Annotated in this window: 14 protein-coding genes; 8 read left to right on the top strand and 6 right to left on the bottom strand. The window is 68.5% G+C overall.

The window, feature by feature from the left end; translation table 11 throughout:
* Nucleotides 1-7: 7 nt before the first annotated feature.
* From I2456_RS02785 to I2456_RS02770, 4 genes are all read right to left on the bottom strand, one after another.
* Entirely contained in the window at nucleotides 8-949 is a 942-nt protein-coding gene (locus tag I2456_RS02785) for a R2-like ligand-binding oxidase (protein ID WP_085072499.1), read from the bottom strand.
* A gap of 132 nt (nucleotides 950-1,081) precedes the next feature.
* Nucleotides 1,082-2,023 carry a R2-like ligand-binding oxidase gene (locus I2456_RS02780; protein WP_068157562.1) on the bottom strand — a complete coding sequence of 314 codons (942 nt, stop codon included), beginning with the start codon at nucleotides 2,021-2,023 and terminating at the stop codon, nucleotides 1,082-1,084.
* Nucleotides 2,020-2,712, bottom strand: a complete 693-nt coding sequence (locus tag I2456_RS02775; RefSeq protein ID WP_068024484.1) for a TetR/AcrR family transcriptional regulator — start codon at nucleotides 2,710-2,712, stop codon at nucleotides 2,020-2,022. The genes I2456_RS02780 and I2456_RS02775 overlap by 4 nt, the downstream gene beginning before the upstream one ends.
* Nucleotides 2,713-2,806: 94 nt before the next feature.
* Nucleotides 2,807-4,516 (bottom strand): acyl-CoA dehydrogenase family protein, encoded by a 1,710-nt coding sequence (locus tag I2456_RS02770; protein ID WP_085072561.1) that lies wholly within the window; start codon nucleotides 4,514-4,516, stop codon nucleotides 2,807-2,809.
* Nucleotides 4,517-4,632: 116 nt separating this feature from the next.
* On the opposite strand from I2456_RS02770, the gene I2456_RS02765 reads away from it, so the two are divergent.
* The 3 genes from I2456_RS02765 to I2456_RS02755 are packed head-to-tail and all read left to right on the top strand — an operon-like array spanning nucleotide 4,633 to nucleotide 7,811.
* On the top strand, nucleotides 4,633-5,613 hold the full coding sequence (locus I2456_RS02765) for a phosphotriesterase family protein (protein WP_085072500.1): 981 nt from the start codon (nucleotides 4,633-4,635) through the stop codon (nucleotides 5,611-5,613).
* Nucleotides 5,610-7,070: an AMP-binding protein gene (locus I2456_RS02760; RefSeq protein ID WP_085072501.1), complete on the top strand. Its 1,461-nt coding sequence runs from the start codon at nucleotides 5,610-5,612 to the stop codon at nucleotides 7,068-7,070. Before I2456_RS02765 ends, I2456_RS02760 begins: the two co-directional genes overlap by 4 nt.
* Nucleotides 7,071-7,073: 3 nt before the next feature.
* Nucleotides 7,074-7,811 carry a PP2C family protein-serine/threonine phosphatase gene (locus I2456_RS02755; protein WP_085072502.1) on the top strand — a complete coding sequence of 246 codons (738 nt, stop codon included), beginning with the start codon at nucleotides 7,074-7,076 and terminating at the stop codon, nucleotides 7,809-7,811.
* A gap of 16 nt (nucleotides 7,812-7,827) precedes the next feature.
* On the opposite strand, the gene I2456_RS02750 is transcribed toward I2456_RS02755, so the two are convergent.
* The gene (locus I2456_RS02750) at nucleotides 7,828-9,075 is read right to left on the bottom strand and encodes an acyltransferase family protein (protein ID WP_371869914.1); all 1,248 of its coding nucleotides are present in this window, start codon (nucleotides 9,073-9,075) and stop codon (nucleotides 7,828-7,830) included.
* A 102-nt stretch (nucleotides 9,076-9,177) separates the two neighbouring features.
* Between I2456_RS02750 and pgfA the strand changes: the two genes are divergently transcribed.
* Both pgfA and I2456_RS02740 read left to right on the top strand, forming a co-directional pair.
* Nucleotides 9,178-10,485, top strand: a complete 1,308-nt coding sequence (gene pgfA, locus I2456_RS02745; protein WP_163703793.1) for a cell envelope lipid trafficking protein PgfA — start codon at nucleotides 9,178-9,180, stop codon at nucleotides 10,483-10,485.
* A gap of 5 nt (nucleotides 10,486-10,490) precedes the next feature.
* Nucleotides 10,491-12,188, top strand: coding sequence for an MmpA family trehalose lipid delivery protein (locus I2456_RS02740; protein ID WP_085072505.1), 1,698 nt, complete (start codon nucleotides 10,491-10,493; stop codon nucleotides 12,186-12,188).
* On the opposite strand, the gene I2456_RS02735 is transcribed toward I2456_RS02740, so the two are convergent.
* Nucleotides 12,172-13,326, bottom strand: coding sequence for a glycosyltransferase family 4 protein (locus I2456_RS02735; protein WP_085072562.1), 1,155 nt, complete (start codon nucleotides 13,324-13,326; stop codon nucleotides 12,172-12,174). The genes I2456_RS02740 and I2456_RS02735 overlap by 17 nt on opposite strands.
* Before the next feature lie 278 nt (nucleotides 13,327-13,604).
* Here I2456_RS02735 and I2456_RS02730 point away from each other — a divergent pair, with 278 nt between their 5' ends.
* From I2456_RS02730 to I2456_RS02720, 3 genes are all read left to right on the top strand, one after another.
* Nucleotides 13,605-14,372 carry a class I SAM-dependent methyltransferase gene (locus tag I2456_RS02730; protein ID WP_085072563.1) on the top strand — a complete coding sequence of 256 codons (768 nt, stop codon included), beginning with the start codon at nucleotides 13,605-13,607 and terminating at the stop codon, nucleotides 14,370-14,372.
* 45 nt (nucleotides 14,373-14,417) lie between these two features.
* The gene (locus I2456_RS02725) at nucleotides 14,418-15,890 is read left to right on the top strand and encodes an aldehyde dehydrogenase (protein ID WP_085072506.1); all 1,473 of its coding nucleotides are present in this window, start codon (nucleotides 14,418-14,420) and stop codon (nucleotides 15,888-15,890) included.
* A gap of 154 nt (nucleotides 15,891-16,044) precedes the next feature.
* Complete coding sequence (locus I2456_RS02720) at nucleotides 16,045-17,115, top strand: GGDEF domain-containing protein (RefSeq protein ID WP_085072507.1); 1,071 nt, start codon at nucleotides 16,045-16,047, stop codon at nucleotides 17,113-17,115.
* Nucleotides 17,116-17,197: the final 82 nt, after the last annotated feature.

Genomic DNA, 17,197 nt, shown 5'->3' with positions numbered 1-17,197 from the left:
CCGCCACTCAGGCAGACGCGGCGAGGGCCTTTTGGTCCTCGTCGGCGAAGGCGTCCTCCAGCTGCAGCGGGGAGTAGTCGAGGTCGATCTCCTGCAGCGGTCGCCCACGCGCGCTGCTGATGGTGCCGAAGCGGCGGGAAGCCTTGTCCGCGGCGTACTTCTGGAAGTCGTCCAGGGAGAGGTCGAAGGGCATCGGGTCGCCGTACAGGGCGAAATTCTCATCGGTGCCGCGCAGTCCCAGCGGGATGAGTTCGTTCATCCGCGACTCGAACACCGCCCAATTGGCGTCGTCGACGGCGACGTGGCGCCGGCAGGTGAAGGTGCCCCACGCCATGTGGCGCCGCTCGTCGTCACCGATGCGTCGGACGATCTCTCGCATGCCCGGCAGAATGCCGCGGTCGACACAGATCTTGTGCCAGGCGTAATAGCCGGTCAGCGCCAACATTCCTTCCACGACGTGGTTGTAGGTCACCGACGCCCGCACCTGGGCAGCCGGTGAGGGGTCGGCCACCAAGGCGTTGAGCGAGGATGGCAACTCCTCGTTGAAGATCTGCCGGTAGGCCGGCAGCGCGTCGAGGTAGTGATGCAGGTCCTGGGTCATGCCGACCGCATCCAGCCACATCCGGAACACCTGAGTGTGCTTGGCCTCCTCGAAGGCGAACTGGGTCAGGTACATCTCGTCGCCCAGCCGGCCTTCGGCCCGCATGGCGGCCAGGAACGGCTGGATGTCCTCGGTGACCGCTTCCTCGCCGGCGACGAACTGGGCGCACAACCGGGTGGCGTAGTCGCGTTCTGGGTCCGACAGCGCCTCCCAGTCCGCCCGATCCCGCGAGAGGTCGATCTCCGCGGGATCCCAGAACTTCGCGTTGCCTTTGGCGAACAGCCGCAGCGGCAGACTTTCCCAGTTGAGGCCGCCCATCCCGAGCGAGCCGTAACGTGTGCGTGTCATGGTGGGGTTCCTTCACGTCAGCGGGGTGATTACCTCGGTCGTCCCGGGTGCTCCCCCGACGCTATTCAGGCGGCCCCACGCCGCACAGCCACTGTGCGCCACCTTTCGGCCGGCTTGCGCAGGTACGCGGAGTTACGCCGAGGCGGCGAGAACCTTCTGGTCCTCGTCGGCGAAGGTGTCCTCCAACTGCAGCGGGGAGTAGTCGAGGTCGATCTCCTCCAGCGGTCGGCCGCGAGCGCTGCTGATGGTGCCGAAGCGCCGCATCCCTTTATCGGCGGAGTACTGCATGAACTCGTCCTTGGAGAGGTCGAACGGCATCGGGTCGCCGTAGAGGGCGAAGCCATCCTCGGTGAGTTGCAGCGCCAGCGGGATGAGCTCGTTCATCCGGGTCTCGAACACCGTCCAGTTGGCGTCGTCGGCGGCGACGTGGCGCCGGCAGGTGAAGGTGCCCCATGCCATGTGGCGCCGCTCGTCGTCGCTGATGTGGCGCACCAGTTGCTGCATGCCGGGCAGGATGCCCCGGTCGATGCAGATCTTGTGCCAGGCGTAGTAGCCGGTCAGCGCCAGCATTCCTTCCACGATGTGGTTGTAGGTCACCGACGCTCGCACCTGCGCGGCCGGCGACGGGTCACTGGCCAACGCCTCGAGGCTGTCTGGCAGCACGTCGTAGAACATCTGCCGGTAGGCGGGCAGCTCCTCGAGGTACCCATGCAGGTCGTCAGTCATGCCGACGGCGTCCAGCCACATCCGGAATACCTGGGTGTGCTTGGCCTCCTCGAACGCGAACTGCGTCAGATACATCTCGTCGCCGAGTCGTCCTTCGGCGCGCATGGCGGCCATGAACGGCTGGATGTCCTCGGTGACCGCTTCCTCACCGGCGATGAACTGGGCGCACAACCGGGTGGCGTAATCGCGTTCGACGTCGGTGAGCGACTCCCAGTCGGCCCGGTCGCGGGAGAAGTCGATGTCGGCCGGATCCCAGAACTTGGCGTTGCCGCCGGCGAAAAGTTTCATCGGCAGGCTGTTCCAATTCAGCCCGCCCCGGGCAAGCGAGCCCGAGCATGTGCGTGTCATGTGACCTCCTCAGATCGTGTGTGGGCTGGGGTGAGGGCCGGGTCGGCGCAGGGCGAGAAGGCGGCCGACAGCACGGCGACCAACCGGCGTACCGCCAGGGCCGGTTGTTCGGGTGTCGGCTCGTCCAGGCCCAGGATGGGGTCCAGCCCGCGCATGTACGGGGCCAGCGCCAGGTGCGGAAAGATCAACAGCAGCAGCGACAGCAGCACGTCGGTATCGGAGTCCGGACGCAGGTCACCGCGGGCCAGGGCGTCGCGCACCAGCGGCCGGAGTACCTCCAGGTAGTGCCGGTGGCTGACGCTGCGCACACTGATGCGTGCCTCGGTGTCGACCTCCAGCGTCACCGCTGCGTGCAGGGCTCGTTCCCGGGGATGCTCGGCGTAATAGGCGACCCAGGCGTCGAGCAGGTCGGTGAGGAACTCGAAGAAGGGCCGGCTGGGGTCCAGGGCACGGATGATGTCCTCGACGTAGGCGCGGATCCGCAAGCTGGCGATGTCGGTGATGTAGGCGTAGAAGTCCCGCTTGTCCGCGAAGTACTGGAACAGACTGCCTTTGGCGACGCCGGCCCGGCGGGCGATGACGTTGAGGCTGCCTTGGGAGAATCCGTGCGCGCCGAACTCGGCTTCGGCGGCTTCCACGATCGCGGCCCGGCGGGCGGGATCCAGCCGTGCCCAAGTCACCGTCGGCAATGCGGCCTCCCTCGCTCCGATGACCACTGGTCATAGTACTGTGACCGGCCTCACAGTCAAGGTTAGACCGGTGCGGGAGGGCGCGCCGGGCCTGCTACGGCCGCATCTGGTAGGCGCCGTTGAGGGGCAGCACGTGGTCTTTCCAGATCTGGTCGTAGCGGGCCGGGTCATGGGCCGGGCGGCGGATCATCCGCAACGCGTGGCGGGCCTGCTCGTCGGTGGTGGCGGCCTTGTCGCTGAGTTCGACGGCGAAGGTGTTGAAGTCGCGGATGAGCACAGCGAACATCTCGTCGAGCAGCGCCTCGTCGACCCCGGACAGCGGCGCTTCTTCGAGGATGAGTTGGGCATAGGGCACGGTCGCGAACAGTTGCCCGACGCCGAAGGCGAAGTCGATGTCCTTCTGTTGCGCGGCGTCCGGGGTCGCGGTGGCCAGCATTTCGGTGAGTACGTCGATCTGCTCGCGTAGCAGCGCGACGTTGGGCAGGTGGCCGTAGCTGTCGAACGGCGCGCGCCAGTCGTGGAACCGCACCTTGCCCAGACCGCCGGTCGGGCCCTGCTGGAACAGGAAGGTGTCGTCGGCGGCGTCGTCGCGGCGCCCGATGAGTGGCAGCGCGGCGTCCGGGGCGAACAAGTAGTTCGGCATGAACTTGCCGAGCAGCCCGATGTTGATGTGCACGGTGCCTTCCAGGCGGGGCAGCAGCCCGATCTCGCGGGCCACCGTCTCGAAGAAGGTGTCTTTCTCCACGCCCTTGGCGGCGATCACATCCCACAGGGCGGTGATGACGCGCTCGCCCTCGCTGGTGATCTTGGCCTTGGTCAACGGGCTGTAGAGCAGATAGCGGCGGTCCTGCGCCGAAGCGCTGCGCATGTAGTCGCAGGCGCGGGTGGCCACCAGTCGCATGGCGACCAGCCGCGCGTAGGCGTCGGTGAGCAGGCGCCGGACATGGCTGAAGTCGGTGACGAGGTTGCCGTACAGGATGCGGTTGGAGGCGTGGGTGATCGACTCGTACAGGGCGTGGGTGCACATGCCGATCGCGCCCCAGCCCAGGTTGTACTTGCAGACGTTGACCGTGTTGAGGGCGGCGTGGAAGGCCTCGGGACCGCGGTGCAGGATGTCGGCTTCGGTGACCGGGTAGTCGTGCAACGCGTAGTTGGCGACGAAGTTCTGCGAGTTGACCACGTTCTTGATCACCTCGAACCGCTCGTGCTGGGAATCGGCGGCGAAGAAGACATACTCCGGGTCTCCTGACGTGCCGGCGATCTTGCCGAAGGTCGAGACCATGCGCGCGACGTTGGCGTTGCCGATGTAGTACTTTTCGCCGTTCGCGGTCCAGCCGCCGTTTTCCGACGGGGTGAGGATGAGGTCGGTCTGGTAGACGTCGGCGCCGTGCGTCTGCTCGGACAGGCCGAACGCGAACACCTCTCCGGCCTCGAGCTGCGCGGCGGCCTTGCGTTTGGCGTCCTCGTTGCCGCTCATCCAGATCGGACCCAGACCCAGCGCCGTCACCTGGAACGGGTACCAGTAGCTCAGCCCATAGAAGCCGATGATCTCGGCGAACTCGCTGATCCGGTAGGTGTCCCAGCGGCAGTCGTCCGCACCGTACTGGGCCGGGGTCAGCAGGGAAGCGAAGATCCGCTCGCGGGCGACGTGGTCGAGAAACTCCGAGTACCACGCCCGCTCGTGGTCGTCGTGCTTGAGTCGCGCCTTGCCGCGGGACTCGAAGAACTCCACCGTCGACGCCATGATCTCGCCCGACCGGCCGTCCGGGTACTTGCGTTGCAGGCGGTTGGGGTTGAGCAGCATGAGGGTGGCTCCCGGGGCGTGCGGATCGAGGACGAGCTGAGCGTACGTGACCCCGTTCACGTCAGCTCAAAATTTGCACTGTCGGCGAACCGCCGCAGCGACTTAGCATCGGTGGCGTGTCAGAACTCAATACCGCACGCGGGCCCATCGATACCGCAAATCTCGGCGTCACGCTCATGCACGAGCACGTGTTCATCATGACCACCGAAATCATCCAGAACTATCCCGAAGCCTGGGGTGACGAAGAGAAGCGGGTGGCTGACGCGGTCGCGCGGCTCAACGAGCTGAAGTCCCGCGGCGTGGACAGCATCGTGGATCTGACCGTGATCGGGCTGGGTCGCTACATTCCCCGCATCGCCCGGGTCGCCGCCCAAACCGACCTGAATATCGTTGTGGCGACCGGGATTTACACCTACAACGACGTGCCGTTTCACTTCCACTACAACGGCCCGGGCACCATATTGAACGGTCCCGAGGTCATGGTCGACATGTTCGTGCGCGACATCGAGCAAGGCATCGCCGACACCGGCGTCAAGGCCGGCATCCTCAAGTGCGCCACCGACGAACCCGGCCTCACCCCCGGCGTCGAGCGGGTGCTGCGGGCGGTGGCCCAAGCGCACAAACGCACCGGCGTCCCGATCTCCACCCACACCCACGCCGGGCTGCGCCGCGGCCTGGATCAGCAACGGATCTTCGAAGAAGAAGGCGTCGACCTGAGCCGGGTCGTCATCGGGCATTCCGGCGACAGCACCGATATCGGCTACCTGGAAGAACTGATCGCCTCGGGTTCCTATCTAGGCATGGACCGATTCGGCTTGGACTTGATCTCACCGTTCGAGGACCGGGTGAACATCGTGGCCCAGATGTGCGAACGCGGTCATGCCGACAAGATGGTGCTGTCGCACGACGCCAACTGTTATTTCGACGCGCTGCCCGAAGAAGTCGTGCCGCAGGTGTTACCGAACTGGCATTACCTGCACATCCACAACGACGTGATCCCCGCGCTGAAAGAGCGCGGGGTGACCGACGAGCAACTGCACACCATGCTCGTCGACAACCCGCGCCGCATCTTCGAACGGCAGGGCGGCTACGAGTGACCGGGCCGGTGCCCACGATCGCCTCCCAGCTCTCGGCGCTGGCACAGTCCGATCCCCGCGCACCCGCCCTCACCTGTGACGGGCGCACGCTCACCCGCGGTGAGCTCGACCGGTCCACCAACAGATTGGCTCACGCCTACGCCGAGCACGGCGTGAGCACCGGCAGCTACGTCAGCATCGTGCTGCCCAACTCCATCGAGTGGGCGCAGGCGGTGCTGGCGTGCTGGAAGCTGGGCGCGGTGCCGCAGCCGCTGTCGCCGCGACTGCCGGACGCGGAGTTCGAAGGTCTGCTGGCGCTGCGTCCCCGCGCCCTGCTGGTCGGCCGGTCCAGCCCGGGGATCCCCAGTGTGCCAAGCGGGTTCACGCCGGCGGAGACGGTGTCGGATGCGGCGCTGCCCGAGGCGGTGTCGCCGTCGTGGAAGTCGTTGGCTTCCGGCGGCAGCACCGGACGCCCCAAGCTCATCGAGGCCGGCGGCGACAGCCGCGTCCCGGCGGCGATGGGATATGTGATGGGCGCGCAGGACGGCGACACCACGTTGCTACCCGTGCCGTTGAGCCACAACACCGGCTTCACCACCGCCACCATCGCCTTGCTGATGGGACATCACCTGGTGCTGATGCCCAGGTTCGACGCGCCCGAGTTTCTGCGGCTGGTGACCGAGCATCGTGTCAGCTTCCTCATCTTGGTGCCGACGATCATGCAGCGCCTGCTGCCCGTCTACCACGCCGACCCGAACTCCTATGACCTGTCGTCGATCCGGCGGTTGTGGCACGTGGGTGCGCCGTGCCCGCCGGCGGTCAAGCGGGCCTGGATCGACCTGTTGGGGCCCGACGTGATCTGGGAGCTCTACGGCGGCACCGAGTTGCAGGCCATGACTTTCATCTCCGGGACGCAGTGGCTGGCGCATCCCGGTTCGGTGGGCCAGGTGGTCACCGGGGAGATGAAGGTGCTCGACGACGACGGCAACCCGTGCCCACCCGGCGTGGAGGGGGAGATCTACATGCGGCCCGCCCCCGGCAGCGACCCGACCTACCGCTACATCGGCGCCACCGCCAAGAGCCGCGACGGCTGGGACTCGCTGGGCGACCTGGGCTGGTTCGACGCCGACGGGTTCCTGTACCTGTCGGACCGTCGGGTGGACATGTTCACCGTCGGCGGCCGCAACGTGTACCCGGCCGAGATCGAGAACGCCTTGTCGGCACACCGCGATGTGCTCTCGTGTCTGGTGGTGGGCGTACCGGACGAGGACCTGGGTCAGGTGCCGTACGCCCTGGTCCACACGGTCGCCGGAGCCGCGCTCGACGAGGCCGGCGTGCAGGAACTCGTGCGGTCACGGCTGGCCGCCTACAAGGTGCCGCGCACTGTGGAGTTCGTCGACAGTCCGCTGCGCGACGACGCGGGCAAGGCCCGCCGGTCCGCGGTGCGTGACGAGGTCGTCGCGCGGCTGCATGCTTAGACCATGTCCCCCCTGGAGTATTCGGCGCTAACCGACGTCGGCTGTCACCGATCGGACAATCAGGACCGCTGGGGTACCGATGACGATCAGTATCTGTTCATGGTGGCCGACGGCGTAGGCGGCAGCAGAGACGGTGCGCTGGCCGCCCAGACGATGGTCGACATCCTGCCGCAATATGTCGCCCACCATCTCCCGCCCGAGCAGCGCGACTACCCGGACGCGGCCGAACGGCTGGCTCGCGCCGTCTCCGAGCTCTCCGACGATCTGTATGCCAAGGCGCAGAAGGATGCCCGGTTCGCGGGGGCCAACAGCACCCTGGTGACGGTCGTCATCGCCGGCCCGCGGGCGCTGGTCGCCCACCTCGGCGACAGCCGCGCCTACCTGCGCCGCGACGGGCAGCTGCGGCGGCTGACCCGCGACCACACGCTGGTGCAAGCGCTGGTCGACGCGCACGCCGTCGACGCTGCGGACACCGGCCGGCATCGTGCCCGCAGCATCGTGACCAAGTACATGGGCATGCAGCCGCCGGCGCACGCCGACGGCGGCGCGGTGGAGCTGCGTTCCGGTGACCGGATTCTGTTGTGCAGCGACGGCCTGCACGGCGTCGTGAGCGAGGTCTCCATGGGCGACATTCTGGATGCCAACCCCGATCCGGGGTATGCCTGTGCGGCGCTGATCGCGGCGGCCAGGGATGCGGGTGGACCCGACAACATCACCGCGCTGGTGATCAACATTTCCTAGCGCTGCGCCGTAGGCCTCAGGGCGCGACCGCGTCGGCCTCCGCATCGGGCACGGGTTCGGCCGGCTTCTTGCGACGTTCCCAGCGGCGCAACGCTTCCCGGCAGGGCGATTCGACCAGGGCGTAGCTGACGGCGGCGATCGCGAAGCCGAAGATCAGCGTCAACACCAACACCGTCGGCATCTGACCGGTGAACGGGAACGCGCCGATCACCGGGAAAACCATGTCCATGGCGGCCAGATGCCAGATGAACAGCCCGTAGGACCAGCGCCCGAGGGTCACCATGAAGGTGCTGCCCAGCAGCCGGTGCGGGGTGTCCGGGCGGTCCAGCACCAGCGGCGCGATCAGCCCGAACGCCACCACGGAGCCCATCGCCGTCTTCACCGCGAATTCCGTGGAGGTGCTCGGCACCAGCCCGGGCGGGCCCGCCAGCGGTGAGGCCGCCACCAAATAGGCCGCGACGGCGACGACGCCGATCGGCAGGCGGCGGCGGGCCAACCGATGCGCGGGCCCGACGGGGCTGTAGGCCCACTCCGCCAGCAGCATGCCCGCGGCGAACCAGGAGAAGAACGCCGGCGGCCAGTTCAGTGGGTTGGCGCCGTCACCGGTGTCGATGGGCACCCAGCCCCATGCCCAGCTCAGCACGCCGAGCGCGGCAATGGCCGGCACCCGCGCCCGCACCGGAAGGCGGCGGGCCAAGAACGCCAGTACCGGCAGGGCCAGATAGAAGCTGACCTCGACCGACAGGCTCCACATCTGGGTCAGGCCGCCGGTCAGGGTCAGCGGCACATAGATCTGCGTCAGGGTTAGGTTGGCCAGCCACACCGTCAGGCTGGCGCGGTCGGCCTCGGGCAGCAGGGACAGGATCACCACCACCGCCACCACGTAGGCCGGCATGATGCGGACCACGCGCGAGCGTAGATAGTGTCCGGTCCGGGGACGGGCGCCGAGACCCCGAGCCGCGGCGGCGTGACCGCGCCACAGCAGGTAGCCCGACAACCCGAAGAACACCGCGACGGCCAGATCGAAGCGGCCGAAGAGCCGGCCGGTGACGCCGCTGGAATGCCCGGTCTGGAACGCCACGTGGGTGACGACGACGCCCATCGCCGCGCACGCGCGCATGCCTTCGACGGCGGGCAGGAACTTGCGGGTGCCCCCCACCTGCTGGCCATCGGTCACCATCACAGTGTGCCTGCGGGTTGCGGCCGGATGGATGGGGTACACCGCAACGGCCGCTGCATGGCTAGGTTGATCCGCAGGGGCGATGCGTCCGGCTGTTAGGGTCAATCGGGTTCTGTCACGCTGCTTGGTCAGGTCGGCGCGGGTCGTGCCCGACTCGTCCCTGGACCAGAAGGAGGTCACGGCAACGTGAACCGAGCAGTCATGTTGCGCATCGCTGCATGCGGAACTATCGGCCTCGGAGCCGCTCTGCTGATCGCCGCGCTGCTGTTGTCGACCTATACCAGCAGCAGGATCAGCAAGATTCCGCTCGACATCGACGCCACGCTGGTCGGCGAGGGCAACGGGACCGCGCTGGACGCGGCGTCGTTGTCGGGGGACCACGTGGTGGTCAACCAGAATGTGCCGCTGGTGTCCCAGCAGCAGGTGACCGTCGAATCACCGGCCAACGCCGACGTGGTCACCCTTCAGGTCGGCAGCTCGCTGCGCCGGACCGACAAGCAGAAGGACAGCGGCCTGCTGCTGGCGATCGTCGATACGGTCACCCTCAACCGCAAGTCGGCCTTGGCCGTTTCCGACGACACCCACACCGGCGGCGCGGTGCAGAAGCCGCGCGGCTTCAACGACGAGAACCCGCCGACCGCGATCCCGTTGCGCCACGACGGGCTGGCCTACCGCTTCCCGTTCCGCACCGAGAAGAAGACCTACCTTTACTTCGACCCGATCGCGCAGAAGGCGTTCGACGCCAATTACGAAGGCGAAGAAGACATCAACGGGCTGGCCACCTACCGGTTCACTCAGCAGGTCGGCTACAACAGCGACGGCAAGCTGGTCGCCCCGATCCGGTATCCGTCGCTTTACGCCGGCGACGAGGACGGCAAGATCACCACGACCGCGGCGATGTGGGGTGTGCCCGGCGACCCCGGCGAGCAGGTCACCATGACCCGCTACTACGCCGCGCAGCGCACCTTCTGGGTGGACCCGGTCTCGGGCACCATCGTCAAGGAGAGCGAGCACGCCAATCACTACTACGCCCGCGATGCGCTCAAGCCCGAGGTGACGCTGACTGACTACAAGGTCACCTCCACCGAGGAGTCGGTCGAGACGCAGGTCAACACCGCGCGCGACGAGCGCGACCGGCTGGCGCTGTGGTCGCGGGTGCTGCCCATCACCTTCACCGCGATCGGCCTGATCGCGCTGATCGGCGGCGGGCTGCTGGCCTCGTTCAGCTTGCGCACCGAGAGCGCGTTGACCGATCCCAGCCTCGACCGCGACGACACCGAGTTCCTGCGCCGGGCCGGTCTGGAACCGCCGGTGCCGGGAGCTGAGGCCGAGACCGAGAAGCTGCCCACCCAGCGGCCACCGGAGCTGGCCGAGGATCCGGTGGCGCCTGCGGCCGATCCGCCGATCGAACCCGGACCGCCGGAAGTGGGGCCGCCCGAACCGGGGCCGCCGCCTGCGGGTCCGACTAGCCCGGGCCCGACCGAACGGCCCTAACTGGGATGCGGGCCGCCTGGGCCCGGCCGGGATACGCACTTCTTCTGGCGCTGCTGGTGACTGCGCCGCTGCTGGCGCCCGGCTACCTGCTGCTGCGCGATGCGGTGTCCACCCCGCGGTCGTATCTGACCGACAGCGCGCTGGGCCTCACCGCGGCGCCGCGCGCGACGCCCCAGGATTTCGCGGTGGCACTGGCCTCGCACCTGGTCGACGGCGGCATCGTGGTGAAGGCGCTGCTGCTGGCGGGCCTGTGGCTGGCGGGCTGGGGTGCGGCGCGTTTGGTCGGCACGGTGCTGCCCGAGGCCGGCGTCGGCGGCGAGTTCGTCGCGACCACGCTGGCGGTGTGGAATCCCTATGTCGCCGAACGGCTGTTGCAGGGGCATTGGAGTCTGCTGGTCGGGTACGGCTGTCTGCCCTGGGTCGCGACGGCGATGCTGCGATTGCGGGCGGGCGGCGGCGCGGTGTTCGGGTTGTTCTTCTGGATTGCGCTGGCCGGGCTGACCCCGACCGGCTTGCTGCTGGCAGCGGCGGTCGCGCTGGTCTGTGTGGCCGCGCCCGGCGCGGGCCGGCCGCGGTGGCAGTGCGCGCTGGTGGCGTTGGCGACGGCGCTGGTGGGGGCGCTGCCGTGGCTGACCGCCTCGGTGGTGGGCTCGTCGTTGACCGCACACAGCGCGGGCAACGGGCTTGGGGTGACCGCGTTCGCCCCGCGCGCCGAGCCGGGCCTGGGCACGTTGGCCAGCCTGGCCAGTCTCGGCGGTATCTGGAACGGCCAAGCCGTACCCGACTCGCGCACAACACTTTTCGCGGTGGTGGCGGCCGTGGTGTTGCTGGGTGTGGTGGCGACTGGCCTGCCGGTCACCGCGCGTCGACGGCCCGCGGTGCCGCTGCTGGTGCTGGCGGCGCTGGCGGTGATGGTTCCCGCGGTGCTCGCGACCGGTCCCGGGTTGTCGGTGCTGCGGGCACTGGTCGACGCGGCGCCCGGGTTCGGGGTGCTGCGTGACGGGCAGAAGTGGGTGGCGTTGGCCGTGCCCGGCTACGCGCTGGCCGGCGCGGGTGCGGTGGTGACGCTGCGGCGCTGGCTGCGCCCCGCGCTGGCGGCGGCGGCGTGTGGTGTGGCGCTGGTGCTGGTGTTGCCGGACTTGGCCTGGGGGGTGTGGGGCAAGGTGACGACCGTGCACTACCCGCCCGGCTGGGCGGCGGTCGCCGCGGTGATCAATGCGAATCCAGGCCCGGTCGCGGTGCTGCCGACCGGCACCATGCGGCGCTTCGGCTGGTCGGGTCCCGCGCCGGTGCTCGATCCGCTGCCGCGCTGGGTGGACGCCGAGGTACTGGCCACCGGAGATTTGGTCATCTCGGGGGTCACCGTTCCCGGCGAGGGCGCGCAGGCCCGGGCCGTGCAGGAGTTGCTGCTCAGCGGCCCTGAGCCGGCCGCGCTGGCCCGGGCGGGGGTGGCGTGGCTGGTCGTCGAATCCGACAGTCCCGGCGACCTGGGCGCCGCGCCACGGACCGTGGCCGGATTGTCACCGGCGTACCGCGACAGCGGGCTGGCCCTGTACCGGATCGGCGGACACGGCGCCGGGGTGCCCGCCGGCCAGCGCCGCGCGACGGTGCTGGCGCACGCGGCATGGGTGGCGCTGCTGGTGCTCGGCGCGGCCGGTGCCGCGGTCACCGACTGGCGGGCGCGGGTCAGACCACGCCGTTGACGACGTGGCCGGCCTGCACGGCCTGCAGCACGCCGCACATCGCGTCGGCGCTTTGCCGCCAGGAGAATTCGCCGCTGCGCGTCTGCGCCTTGGCGCCCAGCTGCTCACGCAACACCGAATCGCACAGCAGCTCTTCGAGGCGCTGCACCAGCTCGGCGCGGTCGTCGACCAGGATGCCGGTGACCCCGTCGATGATCGAGTCCGACAGGCCACCCGAGCTGCGGTAGCCGATGGTGGGGACGTTGTGCTGGGCCGCCTCGACGACCGCTAGTCCCCAGCCTTCCTTGCGCGAGGGCAGCACATGCACCCAGGCGCGTTGCAGCAGTTGGTGTTTGGCGTCGTCGTCGACGTGGCCGTGGAACGTGACGGCATCAGAGATGCCGAGCCGGTGCACATGCTCGACGAGACGCTGACGCCACCAGCCACCCCCGACGATGTCGAGGTGCAGGGCCGGTATGCGTCCTCTGAGCTCGGCGACCGCCTGCAGGGCGTCTTCGATCTGCTTGTGCGGCACCAACCGCGACAACACCACTATCCGCGGCGCGGCCGCGCGCGGCCCGGACAACGACGGCGCCGGCGCCTCGTCCAGACCGTTGCGCACCACGGCGATCCGCTCGTTGTCCACGCCGAGGGTGACCAGGTCCCGGGCCGACGGTAGCGACACGGTCACGTACTGGTTGCGCCGGTTCACCAAAGGTGACAACCGCGACTCGACGAACCAGCCCAGCCGGCCGAGCAGCGGCCCGGCCACCGGCCACTGCTCTCGGTGGCAGTGATGCACCAGCACCACCACCTTGCTGCCGTAGATCAGCCGGGCGAGGAAGGGGATGCCGTTCTGGGTGTCGACGACGACGTCCGGGCGCACCCGGCGCAGTGGACCCAGCCCGATCCGGGCGGCGGCCATGGCCAGCAGGGCCCAGATGTAGACGGTGTAGCGCCCCCCGGCGCGGCTGATCCGGACCCCGTCGACCACGTCGTGGCGCGCGGCGCCGGGGTAGCGGGCGGTGCGCAGGGTGACGGCGACGCCGGATGCGGCCAGTTGCGACCCGATGCGCTGCAGGTACGTTTCGCTGCCGCCGCCCTGCGGGTGCCCGGTGTCGCGCCAGCACAACAGCAGCACCGAGCGCAGAGTAGACATCGGTCGCCAGCCTATCTCGGCGGCGGAGCGCGTCGCCGTGCGCTGCTCGCCCGCGGCCATGACGTCACGGATGTCACAGCGGTCACTCTGGTCGCTAGCCGAGAGGCATAGTCCGTTGTGCCCGCCTCCGAGCGACAACGACGGAAGGTGGGGCACGGGCGGGCCGAGTTGTCGCTGTGAGGTGGGCACATCGGATACCACCCGAGCCCGGGGCTGAAGTGACCGATGCGACCGATGGGACGAACAGTCGGCCGATGCTGCGACGTAGGGTGTGGCGCGTGGCCGCCACCGACATCTTCGCTCGCCGGGCCACCCTGGCCCGCTCGGTGCGACTGCTCGCGGAGTTCCGCTACGAACAGACCGACCCGGCGCGCTTTTATGGTGCGCTGGCCGCCGACACCGCCGCGATGGTCAGCGACCTGTGGCTGGCCACCCATGGGGAACCGCCGGCGGGCCGCACTCTGCTCGACGTCGGCGGCGGCCCCGGTTACTTCGCGGCGGCTTTCGCTGACGCCGGCGTCGGCTACATCGGCGCCGAACCCAGCTCCGAGGAGATGCACGCCGCCGGACCGGCCCTGCACCGCCGATCGGGTGCGTTCGTGCGGGCCTCGGGCATGGCGCTGCCGTTCGCCGACGACTCGGTCGACATCTGCTTGTCCTCCAACGTCGCCGAGCACGTGCCGCGGCCGTGGCGGCTGGGCGCCGAGATGCTGCGGGTCACCAAGCCCGGCGGCCTGGCGGTGCTGTCCTACACCGTCTGGCTGGGACCGTTCGGCGGGCACGAGATGGGCCTGACGCATTACCTGGGAGGCGCCCGTGCCGCCGCCCGGTATGCCCGCAAACACGGTCGCCCGGCGAAGAACAACTACGGGTCGTCGTTGTTTGCGGTGTCCGCCGCCGACGGCCTGAAGTGGGCCGCCGCCACCGGCGCCGGAATCGCGGCATTCCCCCGCTACCACCCGCGATGGGCGTGGTGGCTGACCTCGGTGCCGGGGCTGCGCGAGTTCCTGGTGAGCAATCTGGTGCTGGTGCTCCGGCCGCGATAATGGAACATGTTCTAATATCGCTCCGCCTTGGGTAGGGTGGCGCGCATGACTACCAGCGTTACAACGGAGTACGACAAGCTTTTCATCGGCGGCAAGTGGACCGAGCCGTCGACGGATGAAGTCATCGAGGTGCACTGCCCGGCCACTGGCGAGTACGTCGGCAAAGTACCGATGGCCGCCGCCGCCGACGTCGACGCGGCCGTCGCCGCGGCCCGTGCCGCTTTCGACAACGGCCCCTGGCCGACGACGCCGCCGAAGGAGCGCGCGGCCGTCATCGCCAACGCGCTCAAGCTGATGGAAGAGCGCAAGGACCACTTCACCGCGTTGCTCGCCGGCGAAACGGGCCAGCCGCCGATGGGCATCGAGACCATGCACTGGATGAGCTCGATCGGGGCGCTGAACTTCTTCGCTGGTCCCGCGGTCGAACAGGTCAAGTGGCGTGAGGTCCGCACCGGTGGGTACGGGCAGAGCATCGTGCATCGCGAACCGATCGGCGTGGTCGGCGCGATCGTCGCCTGGAACGTCCCGCTGTTCCTGGCCGTCAACAAGCTGGGTCCGGCGCTGCTGGCCGGTTGCACCGTGGTGCTCAAGCCGGCAGCCGAGACCCCGTTGAGCGCCAACGCGTTGGCCGAGGTGTTCGCCGAGGCCGGTCTGCCCGAGGGGGTGCTCTCGGTGGTCCCCGGTGGAATCGAGACCGGCCAGGCGCTGACCTCCAACCCGGACGTCGACATCTTCTCGTTCACCGGAAGCTCGGCCGTCGGCAAGGAGATCGGGCGTCGCGCCGCCGACATGCTCAAGCCGTGCACCCTGGAGCTGGGCGGGAAATCAGCCGCCATCGTCTTGGACGACGTGGACCTGGCCGCCGCCGTCCCGATGCTGGTGTTCTCGGGGATCATGAACACCGGGCAGGCTTGCGTGGCCCAGACCCGGATCCTGGCGCCCCGCTCGCGGTACGACGAAATCGTGGACGCCGTAGGCAATTTCGTGCAAGCGCTGCCGGTGGGGCTGCCGTCCGACCCGGGCGCTCAGATCGGCTCGCTGATCTCGGAGAAGCAGCGCGCCCGCGTCGAGGGCTACATCGCCAAGGGCGTCGAGGAGGGCGCGCGGCTGGTGTGCGGCGGCGGCCGCCCCGAGGGGCTGGATTCCGGCTTCTTCGTGCAGCCAACCGTCTTCGCCGACGTCGACAACAAGATGACCATCGCGCAGGAGGAGATCTTCGGGCCGGTGCTGAGCATCATCCCCTATGACACCGAGGACGACGCGATCAAGATCGCCAACGACTCCGCGTACGGCCTGGCCGGCAGTGTGTGGACCACCGACGTGTCCAAGGGCATCGAGATTTCGGAGAAGATCCGGACCGGGACGTACGCGATCAACTGGTATGCCTTCGACCCGTGCTGTCCGTTCGGTGGCTACAAGAATTCCGGGATCGGTCGGGAGAACGGCCCCGAGGGTGTCGAGCACTTCACGCAGCAGAAGAGTGTGCTGATGCCCATGGGATACACGGTCGACAGCTAGATTTGCGTATATTGCTGGACGGCAAGCAATAATAAGTCGCCTCGGGAGCACACCTAGAAACGATTCGACCCAGCGAAGGTAAGCGATGCGCCTCATCATGACGGGCGGCGAGTCTTCGGCACGCTGTAACAGCGGCACCTAGAGGCAGCGTGCGGTGTCACGGCTAACGCAGTGGTGGAATCAGCCCGACCAGTACGAGCTGAAGACCATCTTCCTGCGCCAACGCGGACTTCTGCGTGCGGCACAACGGATCATGGCCGTCGTCGCCGCGTCCTCGGCGATGGTCCCGTTGACCAGCTTGGCGGCGATGCGCCACCCCAGTACCGGCTCGGTCGTCGTCGGCGTGGTGGGCGGGGCCTTCACGGTCGCCCTGACGTTCTTCTGGCTGATGCGTTGGCCGACGCGTCGGCAGTCCGAGGGTGCAGCGCTGCTCGGCGTCGTGGCTATCGGCGCGTGGAGCCTGGTCCAACCCACCGCGGCGGTCGCCGCCCTGACGTGCACGGCGGCCGCGATCACCGGCGGCTATATCGCTTTCTTCCACAGCTCCAGACCGCTGCTGATCAACGGCGCGATTGCCGTCGCGGGGACCACCGTGGCGGTGCTGCGGCTGGCTCACGAGGCCGACATCCAGTCCGCCATCACGGCGTTCTGGTTGATCTGGTTCCTGAATTTGTCGGTGCCGATGGCGGTCGGAGCGATGTCCCAGGCCATCGGCACCTACGCTCAGCGCTCCGAACAGGATCCCCTCACCGGCCTGCTGAATCGGCGCGCATTCACCGACGCCGTCACCGATCGCGTCGGCAGCGCACCGGCGGCACACACGCACCTGGCGGTAGTGATGGTCGACCTCGACAACTTCAAGCGCATCAACGACACGCACGGCCATTCGATCGGCGACTGCACGCTGCGGGCGGTCGCCGAACTCTTGCGGGAGCACACCCCGGCCGACGCGGCGATCTGCCGAGCCGGCGGCGAGGAGTTCCTGGTGGCCTTGACGGCCGAGGACTCCGACCTGCGGCCGCTGGCCGACCGGTTCTGCGCGGCGGTGGCACAACTGGACCCGGCCATCACCGCCAGCATCGGCACTGCCAGCGCCCAGCTACACCAGCTGAGCAGGAGCAATGGCGTGAACCCCGTCGACGAACTGATCGCGCGCGCCGACAGCGCGATGTATGCGGCCAAACGCAGCGGCGGCAATCAGGCGCACCACATTGCGGTGATGTAGCGCCGCTCTGAAAGAATCGCGGCGACTTGCTTTGACCAGAGGTGCGTTCGCGGCATGCGCGTGGTTTCATAACACCGTTTGC

Source organism: Mycobacterium kubicae (assembly GCF_015689175.1).
GTDB classification, from domain to species: Bacteria; Actinomycetota; Actinomycetes; order Mycobacteriales; family Mycobacteriaceae; genus Mycobacterium; species Mycobacterium kubicae.
Note: the sequence above shows the minus strand (reverse complement) of the source record. Positions and strands in the feature narration are given on the sequence as shown.